The sequence below is a fragment of the Pseudomonas sp. NBRC 111130 genome (assembly GCF_001320485.1).
Taxonomy (GTDB): domain Bacteria; phylum Pseudomonadota; class Gammaproteobacteria; order Pseudomonadales; family Pseudomonadaceae; genus Aquipseudomonas; species Aquipseudomonas vlassakiae.
On sequence record NZ_BCBG01000011.1, the window covers coordinates 138,516 to 162,813 of the forward strand.

General features: G+C 63.7%; 21 protein-coding genes and 1 pseudogene. 7 read left to right on the top strand and 15 right to left on the bottom strand.

The window, feature by feature from the left end:
• Positions 1-55 precede the first annotated feature (55 nt).
• Positions 56-331, top strand: a complete 276-nt coding sequence (locus tag APH33_RS06100; RefSeq protein ID WP_054884293.1) for a polyhydroxyalkanoic acid system family protein — start codon at positions 56-58, stop codon at positions 329-331.
• 27 nt (positions 332-358) lie between these two features.
• On the opposite strand, the gene APH33_RS06105 is transcribed toward APH33_RS06100, so the two are convergent.
• On the bottom strand, positions 359-5,023 hold the full coding sequence (locus tag APH33_RS06105) for a DUF6543 domain-containing protein (protein WP_156351899.1): 4,665 nt from the start codon (positions 5,021-5,023) through the stop codon (positions 359-361).
• 269 nt (positions 5,024-5,292) lie between these two features.
• Between APH33_RS06105 and APH33_RS06110 the strand changes: the two genes are divergently transcribed.
• Together APH33_RS06110 and APH33_RS06115 are read left to right on the top strand one after the other, a co-directional pair.
• Positions 5,293-5,712, top strand: a complete 420-nt coding sequence (locus APH33_RS06110; RefSeq protein WP_054884295.1) for a phasin family protein — start codon at positions 5,293-5,295, stop codon at positions 5,710-5,712.
• Between the two features lie 10 nt (positions 5,713-5,722).
• Positions 5,723-6,493, top strand: coding sequence for a phasin family protein (locus APH33_RS06115; protein WP_054884296.1), 771 nt, complete (start codon positions 5,723-5,725; stop codon positions 6,491-6,493).
• Between the two features lie 131 nt (positions 6,494-6,624).
• On the opposite strand, the gene APH33_RS06120 is transcribed toward APH33_RS06115, so the two are convergent.
• From APH33_RS06120 to gshB, 14 genes and pseudogenes are all read right to left on the bottom strand, one after another.
• A complete protein-coding gene (locus APH33_RS06120) occupies positions 6,625-7,239 on the bottom strand; it encodes a TetR/AcrR family transcriptional regulator (protein WP_054884297.1) in 615 nt (204 codons plus the stop codon).
• 13 nt (positions 7,240-7,252) lie between these two features.
• Positions 7,253-8,935 (bottom strand): annotated as a pseudogene (gene phaC, locus APH33_RS06125) (class II poly(R)-hydroxyalkanoic acid synthase).
• Between the two features lie 67 nt (positions 8,936-9,002).
• Positions 9,003-9,854: a poly(3-hydroxyalkanoate) depolymerase gene (gene phaZ / locus APH33_RS06130; RefSeq protein ID WP_054884298.1), complete on the bottom strand. Its 852-nt coding sequence runs from the start codon at positions 9,852-9,854 to the stop codon at positions 9,003-9,005.
• A gap of 63 nt (positions 9,855-9,917) precedes the next feature.
• Positions 9,918-11,597 (bottom strand): class II poly(R)-hydroxyalkanoic acid synthase, encoded by a 1,680-nt coding sequence (gene phaC, locus APH33_RS06135; RefSeq protein WP_054884299.1) that lies wholly within the window; start codon positions 11,595-11,597, stop codon positions 9,918-9,920.
• Between the two features lie 353 nt (positions 11,598-11,950).
• Complete coding sequence (locus tag APH33_RS06140; protein ID WP_054884300.1) at positions 11,951-12,328, bottom strand: gamma-butyrobetaine hydroxylase-like domain-containing protein; 378 nt, start codon at positions 12,326-12,328, stop codon at positions 11,951-11,953.
• Between the two features lie 171 nt (positions 12,329-12,499).
• Positions 12,500-13,843: an ATP-dependent protease ATPase subunit HslU gene (gene hslU, locus APH33_RS06145; protein WP_054884301.1), complete on the bottom strand. Its 1,344-nt coding sequence runs from the start codon at positions 13,841-13,843 to the stop codon at positions 12,500-12,502.
• Positions 13,844-13,917: 74 nt separating this feature from the next.
• Positions 13,918-14,448: an ATP-dependent protease subunit HslV gene (gene hslV / locus APH33_RS06150; RefSeq protein ID WP_054884302.1), complete on the bottom strand. Its 531-nt coding sequence runs from the start codon at positions 14,446-14,448 to the stop codon at positions 13,918-13,920.
• A 244-nt stretch (positions 14,449-14,692) separates the two neighbouring features.
• A complete protein-coding gene (locus APH33_RS06155; RefSeq protein ID WP_054884303.1) occupies positions 14,693-15,964 on the bottom strand; it encodes a dihydroorotase in 1,272 nt (423 codons plus the stop codon).
• Positions 15,961-16,965: an aspartate carbamoyltransferase catalytic subunit gene (locus APH33_RS06160; RefSeq protein ID WP_054884304.1), complete on the bottom strand. Its 1,005-nt coding sequence runs from the start codon at positions 16,963-16,965 to the stop codon at positions 15,961-15,963. Before APH33_RS06160 ends, APH33_RS06155 begins: the two co-directional genes overlap by 4 nt.
• Before the next feature lie 13 nt (positions 16,966-16,978).
• Positions 16,979-17,497, bottom strand: a complete 519-nt coding sequence (pyrR, locus tag APH33_RS06165) for a bifunctional pyr operon transcriptional regulator/uracil phosphoribosyltransferase PyrR (protein WP_054884305.1) — start codon at positions 17,495-17,497, stop codon at positions 16,979-16,981.
• A gap of 61 nt (positions 17,498-17,558) precedes the next feature.
• Positions 17,559-17,984, bottom strand: coding sequence for a Holliday junction resolvase RuvX (gene ruvX / locus APH33_RS06170; protein ID WP_054884306.1), 426 nt, complete (start codon positions 17,982-17,984; stop codon positions 17,559-17,561).
• Entirely contained in the window at positions 17,984-18,553 is a 570-nt protein-coding gene (locus APH33_RS06175; protein ID WP_054884307.1) for a YqgE/AlgH family protein, read from the bottom strand. Before APH33_RS06175 ends, ruvX begins: the two co-directional genes overlap by 1 nt.
• A 160-nt stretch (positions 18,554-18,713) precedes the next feature.
• A complete protein-coding gene (locus tag APH33_RS06180; RefSeq protein WP_054884308.1) occupies positions 18,714-19,619 on the bottom strand; it encodes an energy transducer TonB in 906 nt (301 codons plus the stop codon).
• A 91-nt stretch (positions 19,620-19,710) separates the two neighbouring features.
• Positions 19,711-20,664, bottom strand: coding sequence for a glutathione synthase (gshB, locus tag APH33_RS06185; protein WP_054884309.1), 954 nt, complete (start codon positions 20,662-20,664; stop codon positions 19,711-19,713).
• Positions 20,665-20,860: 196 nt separating this feature from the next.
• Here gshB and APH33_RS06190 point away from each other — a divergent pair, with 196 nt between their 5' ends.
• Genes APH33_RS06190 through APH33_RS06205 form a run of 4 tightly spaced genes read left to right on the top strand, consistent with a single transcriptional unit; the run spans position 20,861 to position 24,296 of the window.
• Positions 20,861-21,262 (top strand): PleD family two-component system response regulator, encoded by a 402-nt coding sequence (locus APH33_RS06190; RefSeq protein ID WP_054884310.1) that lies wholly within the window; start codon positions 20,861-20,863, stop codon positions 21,260-21,262.
• A 45-nt stretch (positions 21,263-21,307) separates the two neighbouring features.
• On the top strand, positions 21,308-21,673 hold the full coding sequence (gene pilH / locus APH33_RS06195) for a twitching motility response regulator PilH (protein ID WP_054884329.1): 366 nt from the start codon (positions 21,308-21,310) through the stop codon (positions 21,671-21,673).
• Positions 21,670-22,224: a chemotaxis protein CheW gene (locus APH33_RS06200; protein ID WP_054884311.1), complete on the top strand. Its 555-nt coding sequence runs from the start codon at positions 21,670-21,672 to the stop codon at positions 22,222-22,224. Before pilH ends, APH33_RS06200 begins: the two co-directional genes overlap by 4 nt.
• A gap of 47 nt (positions 22,225-22,271) precedes the next feature.
• Entirely contained in the window at positions 22,272-24,296 is a 2,025-nt protein-coding gene (locus APH33_RS06205; protein ID WP_189660540.1) for a methyl-accepting chemotaxis protein, read from the top strand.
• The last annotated feature ends 2 nt before the right edge of the window (positions 24,297-24,298 follow it).

Genomic DNA, 24,298 nt, shown 5'->3' on the forward strand with positions numbered 1-24,298 from the left:
TGGGGGCAGGGGCGGGCATAATGCAGATTATGTCTACATACCCAGGAACACCCGCATGACCCAGATCAGCGTCGAACGCAAACACTCCCTCGGCCGCGATGCCGCCCGCGCCAAGGCCGAAGCGCTGGTCGACAAGCTCAGCCGCGAATACGACCTCAAGGCCACCTGGAACGGTGACCGGGTCGACGTGGCGCGCAGTGGCGCCAGCGGTAGCGTGCACATCGCTGAAGACAGCATCCGCGTTGAGCTGAAACTGGGCATGATGCTGTCGATGATGAGCGGTACCATCAAGGGCGAGATCGAGCGCGCCCTGGACAAGGCCCTGGCCTGAGGCCGGGCCTTGCGTTTGCCGGCCGCCTCAGGCAGCGGGGAACGGAATGATGTCGGCGATCTGCTCCAGACGCAGGTCGCCACGGTAGATCTCCAGTCGCTGAGCGGCGGTTCCCGCTTCCTCGAGCCGGGCCTCGCGCTCCTTGCCACGCGCTTCCCAGAATTTCAGATGTGCCTTGGCGAATGCGCGCGGCGCCGCGTCGGCACTGCGGTAATGGAAGTGCGCTTCCCACAGCACTTTATGCGGGGCCTCACGGTCCCGTACTTCATACACGTCAAGAAAATCATTGGCCGTGCGCAGCGGCTTGCGTGACGTACTCAGGCTGATCTGCAGGCGCCCTTGCTCATGCAGGTAGCGCAGGGCGTTGGCGTCCGGGTGGCGGGTGTTGAGGTAGGCATCGGTGAGCAGGCGTCGTTTTTCCCCGCGGACCAGGATGATGGCATCGCTCAGCTGGCTGCTCAGGCGACGGGCTTCGGGGGCTTCTACGTTTTCCAGCTGCTGTGCGACCTGGCGCAGGTCGTCGATGTGCCAGTCCATGAGGTCTGCCAGGCTGTTCGGTTCGTTGCCATAGCGCGCTGCCAGGGCGAGCCGCTGGTCCGTTTGCGCCAGCAGGCGCGCAGCACGGCGGCCTGGCTCTGCGCTGCCCTGTGGCGCAGGTTGCTCCGCTGCAGTGAGTTCGTGCCATTGATCGCCACGTAGTTCATAGGCGCCTGCGGGCTGCTCGTTGACGGGGTTGCGCAGGACCGCGCGCTGGCCCGCCTGGTCACGCTCCACCAGCACCGAGCGGCCGTGGGACGTACGGATCAGCATGCGTCGGCCAGGTCGGACACGATGGGGCGGGCGCGGCAAGGCAGGTGCGGCACCGCTCTCGATGCTGGCCAGGACATTGCTCAGCTGGGTTTCCGTCTGGCGCACCAGGCTACTGAGTTCTTGCACGTAGGCTTCCAGCATTTCGCCATTCACTGCCTGCGACGTGAAGGACTGCATGTAATGGGCCTTGCCGAGGATCACTCGGTATTCGCGCAGTGCCTGGTTCAGTACCTCAATTTGCTGTTCGCGGGGCAGGTCGGCGGAGGCCAGGCCATCATGGCTCCATATCGTGGCCGATAGCGCCTTGTTGCTCAGAGCATCTTGCAGCGGCACCAGGTCGGTAGCCGCTTCGGCTGTCAGCCGGGTCTTGTCAAGGGTCAGATAGGCCTGGTCGCTGAGCAGTTGCGCGCGGATGATCAATGTCGAATAGGGGCGCTGGCGAATGGCCTGGTCAACCTTCTCACGCTTGTTGGGAAAGTCGATTCGGCTGTCGTCGAGCACTTCAGGAAACAGGGTGTCCAGTTGCTCGCTGACCTCAAGTAGTTGGCGGGTGGTAACCAGCGTTTGCTGGGTCAGATCGCGAAACGCCACGTAGCGTTGCATCTGCTCCGGCGTTTGCGGATGCTTGAGCAAGCCGATGGATTGCTCCCGGAGCATATCGTGGTCGGTCAGCTCCAGCAGACGTCGAAATAGCATCATGTCATTGTCGATGGCCGCCACCGACCAGCTGCTGAGGCGCCGCTGGAAATCGGTCTTATGGCTCATCCTGAGGAAGCGCGGCTCAAGCAGTTGCCTGAAGAAGCCGATGTTTTCATGCAGCAACTTCTTTTGCTTTTCCAGGTAGAGGGCAGCTGCCCTGAGTTCGGGATGAAGTTGCCGGCGAAGCACCAGCAACGCCTGGCGCTGCTCAATCAGTGATTCGGGGAGCTGAGCGAGGTCGCGGGTGGGCATTGCATTGAACGCTTGGCTGAATGCATCGGCCATCTCGTCATAGGTTTGAAGCTGTGTGGTGTTGCGGTCCATCAGGGTTTGCAGCTTGGCCAGCGCATCCCCATTGGCCTGAGCAGCGGCGCGCAGCGCGTCGAACTGCCGCTGGTTTTCGGCATGGATGGCTTCCCTGCTTTTCGGCATGCCGCCTGCCAAGGCCAGGTCCAGCCTCCATTCGCCGTTCCAGCGTGCCAGCCATGGGCCCTTGAGCCGTTCGCGGCCAACGATGTGGTAGTCATCAGGCGCGCCACCCCAGTGGGTCTGCCATTCTTCCTGGCTGACGTCCGGGCCGATGATCTGCATGCCGCCGTAGGTTTCCCGCACCTCGAAGGGGATTCCCTGAAGCCTTGTGTAGAGGCGTTGTTCGACCCGGTACAGGCCGCGCAAGCGGCCGCTGGTAATGGCGTCCTGGCTGTTCAGGGAAACGTGGGCCTGCAGCCTGGCCAAGTCGCCGCGTTGCGCTGCGGTCAAATAACCAAGGCGTTGCTTGTTGCGCCAGCTGGTTATCTGCAACGTGGCCGGTCTGTGCGGCTGCCAGGTGGCTTTGTCTGGCTTATCGGCCACTTCCGGGTCATTGGCGCTGCGGCCAGCCGGTTCGTCAAGACGTGTTGTGTGCGGCACGGCTTCTACAAGAATGCCCTGTTTTTCCCGGGCGCCACGGTGGGCCAACAGCATCGCCAGATTGGTCAGCAGGTCGGTAGCGGCCACGCCCCTTTGCTCCGCGCTGGCGTGGAGCACTTCGTCGAAGTCTTCTTTCAAGGCGGGCACCGCGCTCATCAGCCATACCAAATTCGCCAGGGTACCGTGCAGGAACAGCGTGGCGCCGTTGAACGCGGCCCAGGCAGCTTGCTTGGCCAGCGCCCATTTCTCTTGCGCGTTGGACGTGCTGCTGTTGGATGCCAACAGGATCATGGCCTCGATTCTGGCGTCGAACAGTTTGCTGGGCAGCTGCTCGGTCCAGGGATCGAATGCTGCGCTGACCGGGCGTTTGAGGCTTTCCAGAATGTTGTCCACCAAGGACGCGCCTGGGCCGACCAGGTGAGCCAGTTGCGAGAGCCCCGGATGCAGATGAGGTCGCGTAAAACCATCATCGGCATAGACCGGCCGGGCATCCTCGTCCAACCAGTCGAGAACGCTCTGCTGCAATTCGCCTGGTGCGCGAATCGCTGCCATCAGCAGCTCCAGGCTGGCGAACTCGCGAACGCTATCTTGCTGATAGAACGGGCGATACAGTACCCAGCCCGTGCTCCGGGGCAACTGGAGCAGAAACATCCCATGCACGATATCGTGTGCCGAGGCGCCTGGCGCGGCCAGCAGTGCCAACGGTGCGAGCCGTGCCTGGTCGGCCTGCTCGCTCATGGCTTGAGAAAAGTCGACCAGGGCCTGGCATGCGGCCTCACTCAGGTTTTTCTCGACACGGCCCTGTAGTGCGCGCAGCAACAGCGCGTTCCGCCATTCCCGGTGGTACTGGCTGACACGCTGTGCCAGTCGGGGTGGTGCGTAGGCCAGTGTTCTCACATAGCGCGGATATTCGGCACCCACGTCAACGGCATGCACCAGCGCCCTGACCTGTTCCAGCGTCAGCCAATCGTGAATAGCCTTGCCATTGGCATCGCACAAACCGGTCATCACTTCGCCGGCATTCAGCCGCAAGCGCGCTATGGCGAGTTCCGTCAGGGTTTCGGACCTGAGATAGAGCGCGCGCGCGTCAGCAGGGAAGCTGGCCGGTATGGCCTGGGAAATCCGGACCAGCACGCGATCTGGATCGTGCTGTGCCACGTCAGGATGGGCCGCTTGCAGTTGCTCGCGAAGGCGCCGGTTGGCGAAGCTGTTGAGGTCTTCAATGTCGGCAAATGGTGCCTTGTCGCTGGCTTGCCCCTGCAGGGCGGCCAGGTCGAGCAACGCGGCGTGGTAGTGAAAGCGATTATCAGGACCAGCTGTTTCCAGCCAGGATGGCAGCGCGATGGCCGGCCGCTGGAGAGTGGGCAGTGGCTGGTTGAGAAACTGTGGTGCCGGGTTGCTCACGGCCCTGAAGATAGTTTCCAGGGCACCGACACTGGGGATGCCGGCCAGGCGCACCCGGCGAATATCATCGAGGGTGACATTCAGTACCTGGGTTGCCTGATAAGCCAGAGGATCGCCTTGCACAAGCTGATGTGCCCAACTCAGCCTGTCGAAGCGATAGCGCTCCGCCAGCTCATCGCGCAGCGCCGTGGCGAAAGCATTCTCGTCGGGGTAGCTGCGAACGATGCCAGAGGGTTGGCAGCACAGCGTGCGTGAGCCGCTGCCGGTTATCAGCAGATGGGGTACTGGCGGGTGCCAGCTGCTGGTGCCCAGGCTAAGGGTGACCTGCAAGGCATGAATGGACACGTCCTGTTCACTCCCCACAAGCAGGTTGAAGACCATGCGTTTCTCGTCGGCATCCAGATACTGCCGGTGAACGTTGTCGAGCAACGCTGCCTTTATGACCTGCTCAAGCCAACCCAGGCGGGATATTTCCGTGCCGTCATCGCAGCCATTCCAGTAGGCCGTTTGCGCCAGCTGATAAGCCTGGGGTAGTGCGGCCAGGCATGAATCCAGGTCGCTGCCGAGCTTCTGCAGGTCAAGGTCGATTTGCGGTTTTGGGTTGCTGTAGTCATCTCGCTCCTGGGCACGGAAGACCTCCGGTGGCGCTGTGCTGAGATGATCCGCGTTGGTAAGCGAAAGACTCTTGCCGCTCAGGAAACTGTTCAGCAGTGTGTCCAAAAGGTCGCTCTGACGGGCTGCGGTTGTGGGCGTCGCGGCGTGGAGGATACTGAAGCCCTCAAGCGAACCGAGTCGGGGATGCTGTTGGCTGATCCATGGGTAGCGGTCGAGCAGGGCGGTAAAACCCTCGTGGGCGATGACGTCACGCAAGGTTGGCCGGTCTGCAAAGTGATTGGCGACAAGCTGTCTGAAGGAAAGGGACGGTGTGGCAGAAGGATCGTGCATGTTGGTAAGGCTCGGCTGAAATGAGCCCTGCACGCTAGGCCTGAAATGGCCAGCCAGGTGGTCAATAAATCTAGGCACGGATGCGCAGCGGCATCCAGCTTAGGGTGAGGTTTCTAATTTTCTTGCCTACCTTGTGCTCAAGCCCAACCTCCATGGGCGGTTTTTCCTCCACTCATGAACATGAGGTACACAGCATGGCCAAAGTGACTGCGAAGAAAAAGGAAGAAGCCCTGGGCACGCTTGGCGAGGTGCGTGGTTACGCCCGCAAGATCTGGCTGGCCGGTATCGGCGCCTATGCCCGCGTCGGCCAGGAAGGTTCCGACTACTTCAAGGAGCTGGTCAAGGCCGGTGAAAGCGTCGAGAAACGTGGCAAGCAACGCATCGACAAACAGCTCGATGCCGCCAACCACCAGCTCGACGAGGCCACCGAGGAAGTCAGCCGCGTACGCGGCAAAGTCGAAGTTCAACTCGACAAGATCGAAAAAGCTTTCGACGCACGGGTAGGTCGCGCCTTGAATCGCCTTGGCATTCCGTCTAAACATGACGTTGAGGCGTTGTCCATCAAGCTTGAACAGCTGCATGAGCTGCTCGAGCGCGTCGCGCACAAACCATAAGGAGAGCAGGATGGCTGGCAAGAAGAATTCCGATAAAGAAGGCAGCTCCTGGATCGGCGGGATCGAGAAGTACTCCCGCAAGATCTGGCTGGCGGGGCTGGGTATCTATTCGAAAGTCGATCAGGACGGCCCGAAGTTGTTCGACTCGCTGGTGAAGGATGGCGAGAAGGCCGAAAAGCAGGCGAAGAAGACTGCCGAAGACGTGGCGGAAACGGCCAAGTCCTCGACCACTTCGCGTGTGTCTGGGGTCAAGGATCGCGCACTGGGCAAGTGGAGCGAGCTCGAAGAAGCTTTCGACAAGCGGCTGAACAGTGCCATCTCGCGTCTGGGCGTGCCGAGCCGCAACGAAATCAAGGCCCTGCACCAGCAAGTCGACAGCTTGACCAAGCAGATCGAGAAACTGACCGGCGCGTCGGTCACCCCGGTCTCCTCGCGCTCTGCAGCCGCCAAACCGGCAGCGAGCAAGGCAACGGCCAAACCATTGGCCAAGCCCGCAGCAAAAACGGCGGCTGCCAAGACTGCGGCTAAACCGGCAGCGGCCAAACCCGCAGCCAAGACCGCAGCGGCCAAGCCTGCGGCAAAATCGACTGCCAAGCCGGTTGCAGCCAAGCCTGCCGCAGCGAAGAAGCCAGCGGTGAAGAAGGCACCGGCCAAACCGGCAGCCGCCAAGCCAGCAGCAGCGGCCAGCGCCGCTCCGGCTGCTACCGCAGCGCCGGCGCCTACTGCGGCTCCAGCCAGCAACCCGCCTTCGGCTCCAGCCAGCACCGGCTCTCTGCTCTGATAGCGGCGTAACACCCTTCGCGGGTAAACCCGCTCCCACAGGTACAGCGCCGGGTCCAGCATCAGCGCTGTACCTTGTGGGGGCGGGTTTACCCGCGAAGACGTCGGTGCAGCAATACATCTCCTACCGGTTCAACCCTCCAGATACCGCACCGCCAGCTCCTGCGCTGCGGTTCGTGCCTGCACCTGCAGATGCGGCGCCACCAGCATCATTACCTGGTACACCACGATCCCCGAATCCCCCTCGCGCCCCAGTACCCGCTGGTAGTCGAGCGAGAACATCAAGGTCAGGGTGATCTGCTCCACCAGTTGGCCCAATGCCTGCGTCTCACTGACCACTTGCCCCTGACCCTTCAGGCTTGCCAGCAGTGCCGCCAAGGTTCGTTTGAGTGCGTTGATCAGGCTGCGCATGCCCCTTGCCAGCTTCGGCAGGCGCCCGGTCAGGTTGGAAAGGTCCTGGAACAGAAACCGGTACTGGGCCATGCGCTCGACGATCAGGTGCAGGAACAGCCAGTAATCCTCGGCCTCCAGGCGCACCTCCAGCGGTGGGTCAAGCAATGGCATCAACGCTTCCTCGAAACGGTCGAACAGCCCGTGAATCAAGGGTTCCTTGCCGTGGAAGTGGTAATACAGATTGCCCGGGCTGATGCCCAGTTCGTTGGCGATCTCCAGGGTCGATACATTGGGCTCGCCCTGCGCATTGAACAACTGCAGGGCGCATTCGAGGATACGGTCGCGGGTTTTCATCCAGTGGTGGTGCTCATCGGGTCAGGACATAGGTGCCTGGCGCAGGGCCCAGCGGTGGATACGTGGCGTTGCCCAATTCCGTGCGTGGCGCCTTGAGCGGGCCGGAGCGCGGCGTGATCCACTCCAGCCACAGCGGCCATCAGCTGCCGTCACGGCGCTGTGCGTCATGGAACCAGGCACGCGGGTCGCTCGACAGCCTGGGGTTTTCCAGGTAGTACGCCTTGGGGTTGCCGGGCGGGTTGATGATGCTCTGGATGTGCCCGCTGTTGGCCAGCACGAACTGCCGGTCGCCACCGAGCAGCAAGGCCGAGCGATACACCGCGTCCCAAGGCGTGATGTGATCGTTGCTGCCAGCCACGGTGAAGCTGTCGAGGCCGACCTGCTTGAGGTCGATCGGTGTGCCGCACACTTCCAAGCCAGCTGCGCGGGTCAGCGGGTTGACCTTGAAGAAGTCCAGCAGGTCACCGTGCAGCGCGGCCGGCAGGCGCGTGCTGTCGGCATTCCAGTAGAGGATGTCGAAGGCCGGCGGCGTCTTGCCAAGCAGGTAGTTGTTGACCCAGTAGTTCCAGATCAGGTCGTTGGGCCGCATCCAGGCGAAGATCCGCGCCACCTCCCCGCCTTCCAGCACACCGCGCTGGTACGAGCGACGCTTGGCCGCCTCGATCGTCTGTTCGTCGGCGAACAGGCTGGCCGGGCTGTCGAACTTGCTGTCGAGCAGGCTGACCAGGTAGGTAGCACTGCGTACCCGGCGCAATTGGTGCTTGGCCTGCAGGTGGCCCTGCAGCGCCGCCATGGTCAAACCGCCGGCGCAGGCGCCCATCAAGTTCAGGTCGCGGCTGCCGCTGATGCTGCGGCAGGCGTTCAGCGCCTCTTCCAGCGCCTGTACATAGCTCGACAGGCCCCACTCGCGGTGGCGAGGGTCAGGGTTGCGCCAGCTGACCATGAACACCTGCAGGCCGTTCTTGAGCATGTACTGGACGAAGCTGTTGGTCGGCTGCAGGTCGAAGATGTAGTACTTGTTGATTTGTGGCGGCACCACCAGCACGGGCCGGGCATGCTGCTTTTCACTCATCGGCCTGTACTGGATCAGCTCCAGCTGGTCGTTGCGAAACACCACGGCGCCGGGCGTGGTCGCCAGGTTTGCGCCCACTTCGAAGGCGCGCTCATCGACCTGACGGGGCAGCCCGTCGTTGTGGCGAAGGTCGTCGAGCAAGTGGGCGACACCGCGCACCAGGCTCTGCCCACCGGTGTTGAACAGTTCCTTGACCGCCAACGGGTTGAGCAGCGAGTTGCTCGGTGCCAGCGCATCGTTGATCAGGTTGAACAGAAAGTGCGCACGGGCCCGGTCATCGTCGTCCAGGTGGCTTTCCTCGATCCACAGGCGGGTCTGTTTCTGCCATGCCAGGTAGGCCTGCAGGCCGCGTCGGTAGAACGGGTTCTGGCTCCAGGTCGGATCGTTGAAGCGTGCATCACGCGCGCTCGGCTGATAGGGCGTGTCGCCGAGCATCACCCTGCCCAGTTGTCCGCCCAGGGCCAGCAGGTGGCGGGCGGTATGCAACGGGTTGTGCAGGCCATGACGGCCAACACTGCGCAAGGTGGAAATCAGGTCGCGACCCCGCAAGCCGAGGATGGCGTTCTGTACGTTCATGCTGGTGGCGGGAAGCGTTGACGTTCCTTTGGCCGGTTTTTCTTTCATGGCAACAACTCCCTTGTCAGGCCACGGTCGTACTCATCAGTCGTGCTGTGCAACAGCAAGCAACAATTCAGCCACCAGAGGCCGGACGGGGGTGCATGACCGCGCGCTGACGCTCTTGCTGGAGAAACTTCATGATGATGGGTGCGACAGCCTCGGCCCGGGTGATCAGGAACAGATGACCGTCGTCGATAATGTGTAGCTGGGCATTGGGAATTCGCCAGGCCAGCAGGCGCATGTTGATCAGCGGAATCAATGGGTCGTCATCGCCCGCCAGCACCAGGGTCGGTTGCTGGATCTTGTGCAGCCAGTGGATGCTGGTCCAGCCAAGGCCGGCGAACAGTTGCCAGTAATACCCCAGCTTGCCGCCCGAGCGCACTTTGGCCGCATGGTGCATGGCCAGGTCGGGGTCACGGCGAAAACCGCCACCGTAGATCAGCGGCGCGATGCGGATGACATGCGATGGCTGCACGTAGCGCCTGGGGCTGGCCATCATCCACAGCACCTTGGGCTTGCCCGGCACCATCACCGCACCGGCGGCGGTGGCTGCCAGTACCAGCTTCTTGCAGCGCTCGGGGTAGTCGTGGGCGAATTGCTGGGCCAGCGCGCCTCCCCAGGACACACCGATGGCATTCACCTGGCCGTAGTCCAGGTAATCCAGCATGCGTGCGGTCAGCTTGGCCAGGCCGGGAAAGCGGTACGGGTGGCGCGGGGTGGACGAGCCCCCCACGCCGGGCACGTCGAAGGCAATGACTTCCAGGTCTGGGTCGAGTGCCTCGATGAAAGGGAACACCAGCTCCAGGTTGGCGCCGATGCCGTTGAAGATCAGCAGCGGCGTCAGGTGCGGCTTGCCCGGGCGCACCGCAGTACGGATGGATTGGTCGTCCAGCTCGACGGTGCGGAAGATGTAGGGTAGCGGCATGCGCGTGGCTCTATGGCTTGAAAATGTACCGTGGCACGCTCCAAGCGGCCACGGCATTGCGACTCAACGCTCGTGTACGTAAGTGCCTGGTGCTGCCTCGCCGGCGGCATAGGCACGGTTGCCCAGTCGCGTCGGGGCCTTTTTCAGGTCGCCAGCGCGCTCGCCCAGCCAGGCCTGCCAGTACAGCCACCAGGAATCGGCATGCTTTTCGGCATTTTCCTGCCAGGCCACCGGGTCACCGGGGCGGTCGGCGCCGGTCATGAAGCGGGCCTTGGGATTGCCAGGCGGGTTGAGGATGCTCTGGATGTGCCCGCTGTTGGACAGCACGAACTCGATCTTGCTGCCGAACAGGTGCGCCGAGCGGTAGCACGATTGCCACGGGGTGATGTGGTCGGAGGTGCCGGCGACACTGAAGATGTCGCACTGGACGTTTTTCAGGTCGATGGCGGTGCCGCACACTTCCAGGGCTCCCGGGCGAGTCAGCGGGTTGTTCTTGAACAGTTCGATCAGGTCGCCATGGAACGCGGCAGGCAAGCGTGTGGTGTCGTTGTTCCAGAACAGGATGTCGAACACCGGTGGCTCGTTGCCGAGCAGGTAGTTGTTGACCCAGTAGTTCCAGATCAGGTCGTTGGGGCGCATCCAGGCGAACACCTTGGCCATGTCGCTGCCCTCGAGCACGCCGGACTGATAGGAGTGGCGCTTGGCGGCTTCGAGCGTCTGTTCGTCGACGAACAGTGCGACCTCGGTGTCCAGCGTGGTGTCCAGCACGCTGACCAGCAGGGTCAGGGCATTGACCTTCTGTTCACCCAGCGCGGCATAGTGGCCGACCAGCGCCGTGCAGGTGATACCGCCGGAACAGGCGCCAAGCATGTTCAGGTCTTTGCTGCCGGTGATCGCCAGTACCGCATCGACCGCCTCCTTCAGGGCGTCGATGTACGTCGACAGGCCCCATTCGCGCTGGGCCTTGGTCGGGTTGCGCCAGCTGATGATGAAGGTCTGCTGCTGCGAGCGCAGGCAGAAGCGCGCCAGGCTCTTTTCCGGGCTGAGGTCGAAGACGTAGAACTTGTTGATCTGCGGCGGGACCACCAGCAGCGGGCGGGTATGTACCTGCTCGGTGATGGGGTTGTACTGGATCAACTCCAGCACATCGTTGCGGTAGACCACGGAGCCTTCGCTGGTGCCCAGGTTCTTGCCGACCTCGAACGCGTCCATGTTGACCTGGCTGGGCATGCCGCCGTTGTTGACCACATCCTTGGCCAGGTTGGACAGGCCGTCCAGAAGGCTCTTGCCGCCGGTTTCGAAGAAGCGTTTGATGGCCGCCGGGTTGGACAGGGTATTGGTCGGCGCCATGGCCTCGGTCAGCAGGTTGATGACGAACTGGCCGCGGGCGATGTCCTGAGGCGACAGGTCACTGTTGCCGACCCACTCCTGCAGTTCCTTGCGCCAGGCCAGGTAAGTCTGCAGGTAACGGCGGTAAAGCGGGTTCTTGCTCCAGGCCGGGTCCTGGAAGCGACGGTCGTCACCTTCCGGGGCGAGGCTGGACTTGCCCAGCAGCACGTTCTTCAGCTCCAGGCCGAAGTGCGCCACATGCTTGGCACTGTGCAGCGGCTGGCGCACGGCCTGACGCAGCACGGTACGCGCAGAGCTCAGCAGGTCCTTGCGGCGGATGCCGATGACCGGGTTCAGCCCCAGGGTGTTTTCCGAGGCCTGCCGCTGCAACTCATCGTTGTTCTTGTTACTCATCTACGACGCTCCGTTGTCCTGAGACGAGTACCGGATTGCTGTGGCGCACTGCACAGCGGACAGCCCGGTACTGCTACTCGGGTGACCAATGATAAGGAACAGCGGTGCTGCGGGCCGGATGCTTTCGGCGATGAGCTGCGGGGGATTCTGCGTGTGAAGACAGCCTGCTTTCGCTCGCGACCTCTACATACCGGCCAGTGCCTGATTGCCTTCAAGGCGATGCAGGGAACTTGCCAGCTCCATTGGTTACCCGACTTTCATGTAATGCGCAAGACAACCCGTTCAAGAGTTGTCTGTAAGGCATTCAAACAGATGAGATTAGAAAATGCGCTCTAAAGCCTGGAAGGCTTGCGCTAGAGCATGAGTTTGACCACCGATTCCGCCGGGTCGCGGGACTTGCCGGCCTTGTGCAGCTCTTCGAGGTAGTCGGCCCACAGCTGTTCCTGGCGCAGGCACAGCTGTTCGAGGTATTCCCAGGTGAACAGGCCGCTGTCGTGACCGTCGTCGAAGGTCAATTTCAGTGCATATTGGCCGGCAGGTTCCAGGCCGATGAGGCCGACGTTGATCTTGCCGAACTGCAGGATGGGGTTGCCGTGGCCCTGAACCTCGGCGGAGGGGGAGTGCACCCGCAGGAATTCGGCGGGCAGCTGATAGACCTCGCCGGGGGCATAGGTAAGGCTGAGGGTCTTGGAGGCTTTGTGCAGGTTGATGGCGGTGGGCAGGCGGGCCATGGTGGGAATCTCTCGGGAGCTGGTGGTGCAAGCTTCGAGTGATTCAGGCCATTGTGCAAGGGGGCTGCTGCGCAGCCCTTTCGCGACACAAGGCCGCTCCTACAGAAGATCGCGGTCTCTTGTAGGAGCGGCCTTGTGTCGCGAAAGGGCCGCGAAGCGGCCCCTGCGGTCTTACAGGATGTAGCGCGACAGGTCTTCGTTCTGCGCCAGCTCACCGAGGTGGCCGTTCACGTATGCAGCATCGATGACAATCGGCGCTTCGTCGTGGCTGCTGGCCAGGTCGCCGGCACTGAACGACAGCTCTTCGAGCAGGCGCTCGAGCAGCGTGTGCAGGCGGCGGGCACCGATGTTCTCGGTCTTCTCGTTCACCTGATAGGCAATCTCGGCCAGGCGCTTGATGCCGTCGGCGGCGAAATCGATGTTCAGGCCTTCGGTCTTGAGCAATGCACTGTATTGCTCGGTCAGCGACGCGTGTGGCTCTTTCAGGATGCGCTCGAAGTCTTCCGGGGTCAGCGCCTTCAGTTCGACACGGATCGGCAGACGGCCCTGCAGCTCCGGTACCAGGTCGCTCGGCTTGCTCAGGTGGAACGCACCGGAAGCGATGAACAGGATGTGGTCGGTCTTGACCATGCCCAGCTTGGTGTTGACGGTGCAGCCTTCGATCAGTGGCAGCAGGTCGCGTTGCACGCCCTCACGGGAGACATCGGCACCGCCGACGTTGCCACGCTTGGCCACCTTGTCGATTTCGTCGATGAACACGATGCCGTGCTGCTCGACCGCTTCCAGAGCCTTGCCCTTGAGTTCTTCCTCGTTGACCAGGCGGCTGGCTTCTTCGTCGCGCACCATCTTCAGGGCGTCCTTGACCTTCAGCTTGCGGGTCTTGCGCTTGCCTTTGCCCATGTTGGCGAACAGGCTCTGCAGCTGGTTGGTCATCTCTTCCATGCCGGGCGGCGCGGCGATTTCCACGCCCATGTTCTCGGCCACTTCGATCTCGATTTCCTTGTCGTCCAGCTGGCCTTCACGCAGGCGCTTGCGGAACAGCTGGCGGGTGTTGGAATCGGTGCTGGTCTGCGCGGCTTCCTCGCTGAAGCTGCTGACCCGCGCCTGCGGCAGCAGGGCGTCGAGGATGCGGTCTTCGGCGGCGTCCTCGGCACGGTGGCGCACGCGAACGATTTCCTGCTCGCGCAGCATCTTCAGCGCGGCATCGGCCAGGTCACGGATGATCGACTCGACATCGCGACCGACATAGCCCACTTCAGTGAACTTGGTGGCCTCGACCTTGAGGAATGGTGCGTTGGCCAGCTTGGCCAGGCGGCGGGCGATTTCGGTCTTGCCCACGCCAGTAGGGCCGATCATCAGGATGTTCTTTGGGGTCACTTCGGCGCGCAGCTCGACCGGCAGCTGCATCCGCCGCCAGCGGTTGCGCAGGGCAATGGCGACAGCGCGCTTGGCGTCGTCCTGGCCAATGATGTGACGGTTGAGTTCGTGGACGATCTCGCGGGGGGTCATGGACATGATGAAAATGGTCCTCGAGCGGAGTAGGTCAGCGTGGAAAAGTCCCGCCATGAGCGGGACGCCAGAACAGCTGATTACTCGGCCAGGTCCTGCTCCTCGATGGTCAGGTTGTGGTTGGTGAACACGCAGATGTCACCGGCGATGTTCAGGGCAGTCTCGGTGATCTCCCGGGCCGACAGGTCGGTCTTGTTCAGCAGGGCGCGGGCTGCAGCCTGGGCGTAACCGCCACCGGAGCCCATGGCGATCAGGCCGTCTTCCGGCTCGACCACGTCACCGTTGCCGGTGATGATCAGCGATGCATCCTTGTTGGCCACTGCCAGCATGGCTTCCAGGCGGCTGAGGGAGCGGTCGGTACGCCATTCCTTGGCCAGCTCGACGGCGGCACGCACCAGATGGCCGGAGTGTTTCTGCAGCTGGGCTTCGAAGCGCTCGAACAGGGTGAAGGCGTCGGCGGTGGCACCGGCGAAGCCGGCGATCACTTGACCGTTGTACAGGCGACGGACTTTCTTGGCGTTGCCTTTCATCACGGTGTTGCCGAGGGATACCTGGCCGTCGCCGCCCATGACGACTTTGCCGTTACGGCGGACAGAAACGATGGTGGTCAAGGGGAGAGTCTCCACGCAGCGGGGCAAAATTGCCTGATGCAGACTCATATGGGGGTGGGGGGAAGGATTTCAACCGCGGGGGATGAATGGTCGCCGCACGCTCAAGGTCGAGCGCGATCAATGTGGGAGCGGCCTTGTTTCGCGAAAGGGTCGCAAAGCGGCCCCGGCAATCTATGCAAGATGCCGAGATCCTGGGGCCGCTACGCAGCCCTTTCGCGACGCAAGGCCGCTCCCACAGGGTTACTCAGGCCTCGTGGCAGACGTGCCCATCGACCAAGGTATAACGCACCGCAGCCGGCAGGCAGTGGCCGATGAACGGGCAGTTCTCGCCACGCGACAGCCATTGCTCACCGGCAATCGTCGAGGCCTTGGCGTCGAACAGCACCAGGTCGGCGGCGCTGCCGACTTTCAGCTCACCGGCCGGCAGGCGCATGGCCTTGGCCGGGCCGCTGCTCAAGCGGGCGAGCAGGGTCGGCAGGTCGAGCAGGCCGTCCTCGACCAGGGTCATGGCCAGCGGCAGCAGCAGTTCGACGCTGCTGATACCCGGCTCGGTGGCGCCGAACGGGGCCAGCTTGGCATCGCGCTCGTGGGGCTGGTGGTGGCTGGAGATCGCCTGGATCACCCCCGATTTCACCGCCGCGCGCAGGCCGTCGCGGTCGGCGGCGGTGCGCAATGGTGGCTGCACGTGGTACAGGCTGGAGAACTCACGCAGCGACTCGTCGGTAAGGATCAGCTGGTACAGCGCCACGTCGGCGGTCACCGGCAGGCCCAATTGCTGGGCCTGCTCGATCAGCCGTGCACCCCTGGCGCTGGTGATCTGGGTGAAGTGCGCACGCACGCCGGTCTGTTCCACCAGCAGCAGGTTGCGCGCCAAGGCTACGGTCTCGGCGGTCTCCGGGATGCCGGGCAGGCCGAGGAAGCTGGCCATGGCGCCTTCGTGGGCCAGGCCACCCTGGGCCAGGTCGCGGTCCTGTGAGTGGAACACCACGGTCAGGTCGAAAGTGGCGGCGTATTCCAGGGCACGGGCCAGGGTACGGTTGTTGGGGATTTCCTTCAGGCCGTTGCCGAAGGCCACGCAACCGGTGTCGCGCAGGGCAACCAGTTCGGCCAGTTGCTCGCCCTCCAGGCCCTTGGTCAGGGCGCCGATCGGGTAGACCTTGCTGTTGGCCGCTTCGCGGGCGCGGTCGAGGATCAGTTCGGCCACAGCCGAAGTATCCAGCACCGGCCTGGTCTGTGGTGGGCAGCACAGGCTGGTGACGCCACCGGCCACGGCGGCGCGGGTTTCACTGGCGATCGAGCCCTTGCGGCTGTAGCCCGGCTCGCGCAGCGAGACGCCGAGGTCGACCAGGCCGGGTGCGGCGATCAGGCCGCCAGCTTCGATCGTTCGGCTGGCGCTGAAGCCGGCCGGGGCGGCGCCGATTGCGGCGATGCGGCCGCCATCCAGGTGCAGGTCGGTGACCTGGTCCAGGCCGCTGACAGGGTCGATGACCCGGGCGCCAAGAATGCTGATGGTCACTGAGCGTTCTCCTGGTCGAATTGACGTTGCGCGTTCTGCCCGCTCATGGCCATGGACAGCACGGCCATGCGCACGGCGATGCCGTAGGTGACCTGGTTGAGAATCACCGAGTGTTTGCCGTCGGCCACCGCCGATTCGATCTCCACGCCGCGGTTGATCGGGCCCGGGTGCATGACGATGGCGTCGGGCTTGGCGCCGGCCAGGCGTGCGGTGGTGAGGCCGAACAGGCGGTAGAACTCGCCTTCACTAGGCAACAGGCCACCGGCCATGCGCTCGCGCTGCAGGCGCAGCATGATCACCACGTCGACGTCCTTGAGGCCTTCGGCAAGGTCGGTATAGACCTTCACACCGTACTGCTCGATACCGACCGGGATCAGGGTTTTCGGGCCGATCACGCGGATGTCCGGGCAGCCCAGCGCCTTCAGCGCGAGCATGTCGGAGCGCGCCACGCGCGAGTGCAGGATGTCACCGACGATCGCCACCGAGAGGTTCTCGAAGCTGCCCTTGTGACGGCGGATGGTCAGCATGTCGAGCATGCCCTGGGTCGGGTGCGCGTGGCGACCGTCACCGCCGTTGATCACGGCGACGTCCGGGCACACGTGCTCGGCGATGAAGTGCGCGGCGCCGGAGTCGGAGTGACGCACGACGAACATGTCGGCAGCCATGGCCTCGAGGTTGCGCAGGGTGTCGAACAGGGTCTCGCCTTTGCTGGTCGAGGAGGTCGACACGTTCAGGCTGATCACGTCGGCCGACAGGCGCTGGGCGGCCAGTTCGAAGGTGGTGCGGGTACGGGTCGAGTTCTCGAAGAACACGTTGCACACGGTCTTGCCGCGCAGCAACGGGACCTTCTTCACGGCCCGGGCGCCGACTTCGAGGAACGAGTCGGCGGTGTCGAGTATCTCGGTCAGCAGTTCGCGGGGCAAACCGTCGAGCGAGAGGAAGTGGCGCAGCTGGCCCTGATCATTGAGCTGCAGCGGGCGCTTGGCGTCGATTGGCGTCATCGCGGGGGGACTCTTAAAGGGCAGAAGCGGTGGCGAGGTCCTGGCGCTCGAGGGCGAGCGGTGCGGGTCCGGTCAATTTTACCCGTTCATGGGCGGCCAGCGACAGGGTGGCGCCGAGTACATTGGGGCGGATCGGCAGTTCGCCGGCATCCAGGTCGAGCAGGCAGACCAGGGTGACACTGGCCGGGCGGCCATAATCGAACAATTCGTTGAGCGCGGCGCGGACGGTGCGGCCACTCATCAGCACGTCATCGATCAGCACCAGGTGCTGGCCTTCGACTTCGAATGGCAGCTCCGAGGGGCGCACCTGCGGGTGCAGGCCGTTCTGGCTGAAGTCATCGCGGTAGAACGACACGTCCAGGGTGCCGAGCGGGCTCTGGTCGGCCATTTCCGCCTGCAGGGCCTGGGCAACCCAGACGCCGCCGGTACGGATGCCGATGAAGCGCGGCTCGGTGATGTTGCGGCGGGCCAGATGGGCGCGAAGGTCGACAGCCATCTGCCGGATCAGGTCGGCGGGATTGGGTAGGCTCATTGCGTATCTCCTGGGGGGCGCCGAGGGCGTTGTGATTGCCCCGACGTAAACGCGGGAAAAATCAGGTATTGGCCTCCAGCCAGCCTTGCAGCAGCAGGGCGGCGGCGATGGCGTCGACCGGGTTGTCACGGTAGCTGCCGCGCTGGCCGCCACGGGCCATGCGCTCGCCCTTGGCCTCGAAAGTGGTCAGGCGTTCGTCGTGGGTGTGCACCGGCACGTTGAAGCGGCCATTGAGGCGGCGGGCGAACTTTTCCGCGCGCTCGCTCATTTCGCTGGGTGTGCCGTCCATGTTCAGCGGCAGGCCGACGACGATGGCATCGGGCTTCCACTCGCTGATGAGTTTTTCCACCTGGGCCCAGTCCGGCACGCCGTTCTGCGCCTTCAAGGTGCACAACTCACGCGCCTGGCCGGTTATCACCTGGCCGACGGCGACGCCGATCTGTTTGCTGCCGTAGTCGAAGCCCAGCAGCAGGCGTAATTCGGCCATCAGGCGTGCCCCGCCTGGCTGGTCAGCAAGCTGAGGTTGATCCCCAGGCTGCGGGCGGCGGCCCCCAGGCGTTGCTCGCTGGCCATGGCGAAGAGGATGTCCGGGTCGAACGGGCAGTTGAGCCAGGCGTTGTCGGCCAGTTCCGCTTCCAGCTGGCCCGCTTCCCAGCCGGCATAACCCAGGGTGATCAGGCTTTGCTGTGGCCCTACGCCTTCGGCGATGGCGAACAGCACGTCCTGCGAAGTGGACAGCGATAGGCCCTGCAGTTCGACGGTGGCCTGGTAGCTGCATTCGCTGCTGTGCAGGACGAAGCCGCGGTCAGTCTGCACTGGGCCACCTTGGTAGATAGGCACGTGCAAGGTGCTGGCCGGAGGTACCTCGTTGGGGCGCAACTGCTCGAGAATGTCGGCCAGGTTCAGCTCCTGTGGTCGGTTGACCACCAGGCCCATGGCGCCATTGGCGTTGTGCTCGACGATGTACGTGAGGGTCTGGGCGAAGTTCGGATCGGCCATGTGCGGCATGGCGATCAGGAACTGATGCTTGAGGTAGCTCGGGGTGAGGGTTTTCATGGGGGATAGTGTGGCGCCAGGTGGCGAGGCTGACAAGGTGCGGATATGTGTCAGATGTGCCGGCCTCTTCGCGGGCTCGCCCGCTCCCACAGGATTACTACAAGCCCGGGAATTGTGAGAATCCTGTGGGAGCGGGCGTGCCCGCGAAAGGGCCGTCGGATCAGTTACTGGACAGGCGGTCGCCGCGGGCGAAGCGCCAGGTGCGGATGATCTCCAGCCGGTCGAACTCGGCCAGGTCGCCGGTAAACGGCGCAAAAGGCGCCGCCAGGCGCACGATGCGCTGGGCTGCCTGGTCCAGCACCGGCTGCCCGGACGACTCCAGTACCAGCACCTCGTACAGCGAGCCATCGCGGTTGATCGAAACCATCATCCGCAAGTTGCCGTAGATCTGTTGCCGGCGTGCCTCGTCGGGGTAGTTGAGGTTACCCACCCGCTCGACCTTCTTGCGCCACTCTTCCTTGTACCAGGCGCCCTTGTCGCGCATGGTCGAAGCCGCATTGAGGCGGTGAATCTTCGGGCGCTTGGCGTACATCTGCTGTTCGTTGGACAGCTCCGCCTCAAGGCTGGCGATCTGACTCGACAATTGCGAGCTGTCGAAATCCGGGGTGGCCGCTGCCGGCTTGGGCTGCGGCTTGCTTTCCTTGGGCTTGGGCTCGACTTTCTGCGCTTTCGGCGCCTTGGTTGCCACGGCGGATTTCTCCGGCACGGGCGGTGGTGTTACTTCAGGCTTGGCGGCAGGCGGCGGGGTGACCTTGTTGATCTTGCTGTCCTGGAACGGCGCCAGCTCGGTGGTGGTCGGTACCGCTTTCTTTTCCAGGGTGCCGCTGCCCTGCTGATTGGCCTGGGCCTGGAAATCAGCCTTGTTCGGCGCCTTCTCGCTCTTGAAGGTGGCCAGGGTGATGTCCATGGTCTGGCGAATTTCGGCCGGTTTGACCACGGTAAAGCCCACGCCAAGGATCAGCGCCAGGTGCACCAGGGCAGCCACGAACAGGGTAAAGCCAAGCCGGTCCACCGGGCGAATGCGCGGTGGCAGCAGGTCGGAAGGGATGTCGGCAGGCAGCGTCATCAGGTATCCAGCAACCGCAAGGCGGGGCAGCAGCTCAGTCGAAAAGGACCGGCATCATACCCCACTCCGCGCATTTGCTCCGCGTCGGCGGTCAGCGCGCCTTGAGCTGGCGATCAATGGCATCCATCAGCTTGCCACCGATATCGGTGTTGTAGGCAGCGTCGATCTCGCGGATGCAGGTAGGGCTGGTGACGTTGATTTCGGTGAGCGAGTCGCCGATCACGTCCAGGCCGACGAACAGCAGGCCCTTTTCACGCAGGGTCGGGCCGACCTGGGCAGCAATCCAGCGGTCGCGCTCAGTCAGTGGGCGGGCTTCACCACGGCCACCGGCGGCCAGGTTGCCACGGGTTTCGCCGCTGGCCGGGATGCGTGCCAGGCAGTAGTCGACCGGTTCGCCGTCGATCATCAGGATGCGCTTGTCGCCGTCCACGATCTGCGGCAGGTATTCCTGGGCCATGATCTGCTGGGTACCGTGCTGGGTCAGCGTTTCCAGGATGACCGACAGGTTGGGGTCGTCCTTGCGGTGGCGGAATACCGATGCACCGCCCATGCCGTCCAGCGGCTTGAGGATCACGTCACCACGGCTTTCGGCGAACTCGCGCAGGATGTCGACGCGACGGCTGACCAGGGTTGGCGCCATGCACTGCGGGAACTGAGTGGCGAACAGCTTTTCGTTGCAGTCGCGCAGGCTCTGTGGGCGGTTGACCACCAGCACACCTTCGCGCTCGGCCTGCTCCAGCAAGTAGGTGCTGTAGACGAACTCCATGTCGAAGGGCGGATCCTTGCGCATCAGGATCACGTCCAGCTCGGCCAGGGCGCTGTCCTGTTCATCGCCCAGTTCGAACCAGCGCGCGGGGTCGGCGAATACCTTCAGCGGGCGCATCTGCGCACGGGCCTGGCCGGCACCCAGATAAAGGTCGCGCTGCTCCATGTAGAACAGCTCCCAGCCACGGGCCTGGGCGGCCAGCAACATGGCCAGCGAGCTGTCCTTCTTGTAGGAGATGGACGCGATCGGGTCCATGACAATGCCGAGGCGAACGCTCATGGGGTGGTTCCTCTTGGCGGCCCGTGGCCGCGGTGAATCGAAAGAAAAGTGGCTCAGGGTGGCGCCGTGAACGCCGCGGGTCAAGGGGGTGGCAGATGGAACGGGCCCCCGGAGTGTGCTAAAAATGCCCTCAGCTTCAAGCGTCAAGCCATCCGTGGCTTGCCGCCCACCTAGTGCAGCGATGGTAGCGCGACTTATGGAACAGCCCCTGAAGGTGATGGTGATCGACGATTCCCGCACGATCCGCCGCACCGCGCAGATGTTGCTCGGCGAAGCGGGCTGCGAGGTAATCACCGCCAGTGACGGCTTCGATGCCCTGGCCAAGATCATCGATCACCAGCCACAGATCATCTTCGTCGACGTGCTGATGCCCCGTCTGGACGGTTATCAGACCTGTGCAGTGATCAAGCACAACAGTGCTTTCAGGGACATCCCGGTGATTCTCCTGTCGTCTCGCGATGGCCTGTTCGACAAGGCCCGCGGCCGGGTGGTCGGTTCCGACCAGTTCCTGACCAAACCATTCAGCAAGGAAGAACTGCTCGACGCAATCAGGGCCCATGTGCCCGGTTTCGCCGCGCCCGAACAACCCGCACCCTGATCACGCCGCGCTGGCGCGGCTTTCAATGTCCTGATGGGGAACAGCATGGCCCGAGTTCTGATTGTCGACGACTCGCCGACAGAGATGTACAAATTGACCGGATGGCTGGAAAAGCATGGTCACCAGGTGCTCAAGGCCAGCAACGGTGCCGACGGCGTGGCCCTGGCCCGCCAGGAAAAGCCCGATGCGGTGCTGATGGACATCGTCATGCCCGGCATGAACGGTTTCCAGGCCACCCGCCAGTTGAGCAAGGACCCTGAAACCCGCGCCATTCCCGTGGTGGTGGTGACCACCAAGGACCAGGAGACCGACCGTATCTGGGCCACGCGCCAGGGTGCCCGCGACTTTCTGACCAAGCCGGTGGAAGAGGACGCGCTGATCGCCAAGCTCGAAGAAGTACTGGGCGCTTGACCACCCGCCCACAGGGCGCGTCGCTGACCGCCTTCGAGCTGTTGCTGGACATCGACCGGCGCTGCCGCCTGCTGGTGGCCGACCAGCCGCCGCAGGACACGCGCCTGCAGCAATGGAGCGGCATCGGTTTTCGCGTCGCCGGGCAGTGGTTCGTCGCCCCCATGGGCGAGGTCGCCGAGGTGCTGCGCGAGCCACGCAGCAGCCGCGTGCCAGGCGTGCAGCCGTGGGTGTGCGGGGTGGCCAACCTGCGCGGCCGGTTGTTGCCGGTGATGGACCTGAGCAGTTTCTTCGGCCTTGGCCCCGCTGCGCCAGGCAAGCAGCGACGGGTGCTGGTGCTGGACCATGACGACCTGTTCGTCGGCTTGCTGGTCGATGAGGTGCTGGGGCTGCAACATTTCGCCCTGAGCAGCCTGGACCTGTCGCCCCCTCAACCATTGCTGCGGGCTGCTGCCCGCTTCGTGCAGGGGCACTTTCCGCGTGAACGCAACTGGGCGATCTTCAGCCCCTTCGCCCTGGCCCAGGCGCCGGGCTTTCTTGACGTGGCGCTATAGGACTTTCGAACGTGAACAAGCCGGCCACACCCGTCGCCCCCGCCAGCATGACCCCTCGCACGCGCAGCATCGTGCAGATCACCGTGCTGTTCGTGATCCTGATTCTGTCGATCATTCTGCTGTTCGCCAACTTCGCCTACCTCAACACCCAGGCCAATCACGACAAGCAGTACATCGGCCATGCCGGCGAACTGCGGGTGTTGTCCCAGCGTATCGCCAAGAATGCCACCGAGGCCGCGGCGGGCAAGGCCCTGGCCTTCAAGCTGCTGTCGGATGCGCGCAACGACTTCGAGCGGCGCTGGAGCTACCTGCGCGAAGGTGACAAGTCCACCGGCCTGCCAGCGGCGCCGCCTGCAGTGCGCGATGAAATGGAAGCGGTGCGCCAGGACTGGGAAAACCTGCGCAAGAACACCGACACCATTCTGGCCAGCGAACAGACCGTGCTGTCGTTGCATCAGGTGGCGGCGACCCTCGCCGAAACCGTACCGCAATTACAGGTCGAGTATGAAAAGGTGGTCGAGATCCTGCTGCAAAGTGGTGCCCCGGCCAATCAGGTCGTGGTAGCCCAGCGCCAGCTGCTGCTGGCAGAGCGTATCCTTGGGTCGGTCAATACCGTTTTGGCTGGCGATGACACCGCGGCGCAGGCCGCCGATACCTTCGGCCGCGATGCCAGCCGCTTCGGCCAGGTGCTCGAGGGCATGCTCGGCGGCAACCCGGCGATCCAGGTGACCCGCGTCGAGGACGCCGACGCCCGCGCGCGCCTGGCGGAAATCGCCGAGCTGTTCCAGTTCGTGGCAGGGTCTGTCGATGAAATCCTCGAAACCTCGCCCGAGCTGTTCCGCGTGCGCGAAGCGGCGGGCAACATCTTCAGCCTGTCGCAAACCTTGCTCGATGAGGCCTCGCACCTGGCCAACGGCTTCGAAAACCTCGCCAGCGGCCGCACCTTGGATACCGTCGGCGGTTATGCGTTGGGCCTGCTGGCGCTGGCGTCGATCATCCTGATCGGCTTGGTGATGGTCCGCACCACCCACCGCCAGTTGCAGGAAACCGCGGAAAAGAACGAACGTAACCAGCAGGCGATCATGCGCCTGCTCGATGAAATCGAAGAGCTGGCCGATGGCGACCTGACCGTCACCGTGTCGGTGACCGAAGACTTCACTGGCGCCATCGCCGACTCGATCAACTACTCGGTCGACCAGCTGCGCGACCTGGTGGCCACCATCAACCACAGCGCCGAGCAAGTCGCGGCTGCCGTGCAGGACACGCAGAACACCGCGCGCCAACTGGCCAAGGCCTCGGAGCACCAGGCCGAGCAGATCAGCGAGGCGTCCGAGGCGGTCGGCGATATGGTCGAGTCGATCGACCGGGTTTCCGCCCACGCCTATGAGTCGGCCAAGGTCGCCGAGCGCTCGGTGGCGATCGCCAACAAGGGCAACGAGGTGGTGCATAACACCATCAATGGCATGGACAACATCCGCGAGCAGATCCAGGACACCGCCAAACGGATCAAGCGCCTGGGCGAATCCTCCCAGGAAATCGGCGACATCGTCAGCCTGATCGACGACATTGCCGACCAGACCAACATCCTTGCCCTCAATGCCGCGATTCAGGCCTCGCTGGCAGGCGAGGCCGGTCGCGGCTTTGCCGTGGTCGCCGACGAGGTGCAGCGCCTGGCCGAGCGCTCGTCCTCGGCAACCCGGCAGATCGAAGCGCTGGTGCGGACCATCCAGGCGGACACCAACGAGGCCGTCATCTCCATGGAGCAGACCACCGCCGAGGTGGTGCGCGGTGCGCGGCTGGCCCAGGATGCCGGCGTGGCACTGGCCGAGATCGAGGGCGTATCGCAGAACCTTGCCGAGCTTATCCACAGCATCTCTGATGCAGCACAGCTGCAGACCTCTTCCGCAGGGCAGATTTCCCACACCATGGCGGTGATCCAGCAGATCACCGCGCAGACGTCCGCCGGCTCCAGCGCCACCGCCGACAGCATCCGCCACTTGGCGCGGATGGCCAGCGAAATGCGCCGCTCGGTCTCCGGTTTCACCCTGCCGGCGCCCGCCGAGCGAAGCTGAGG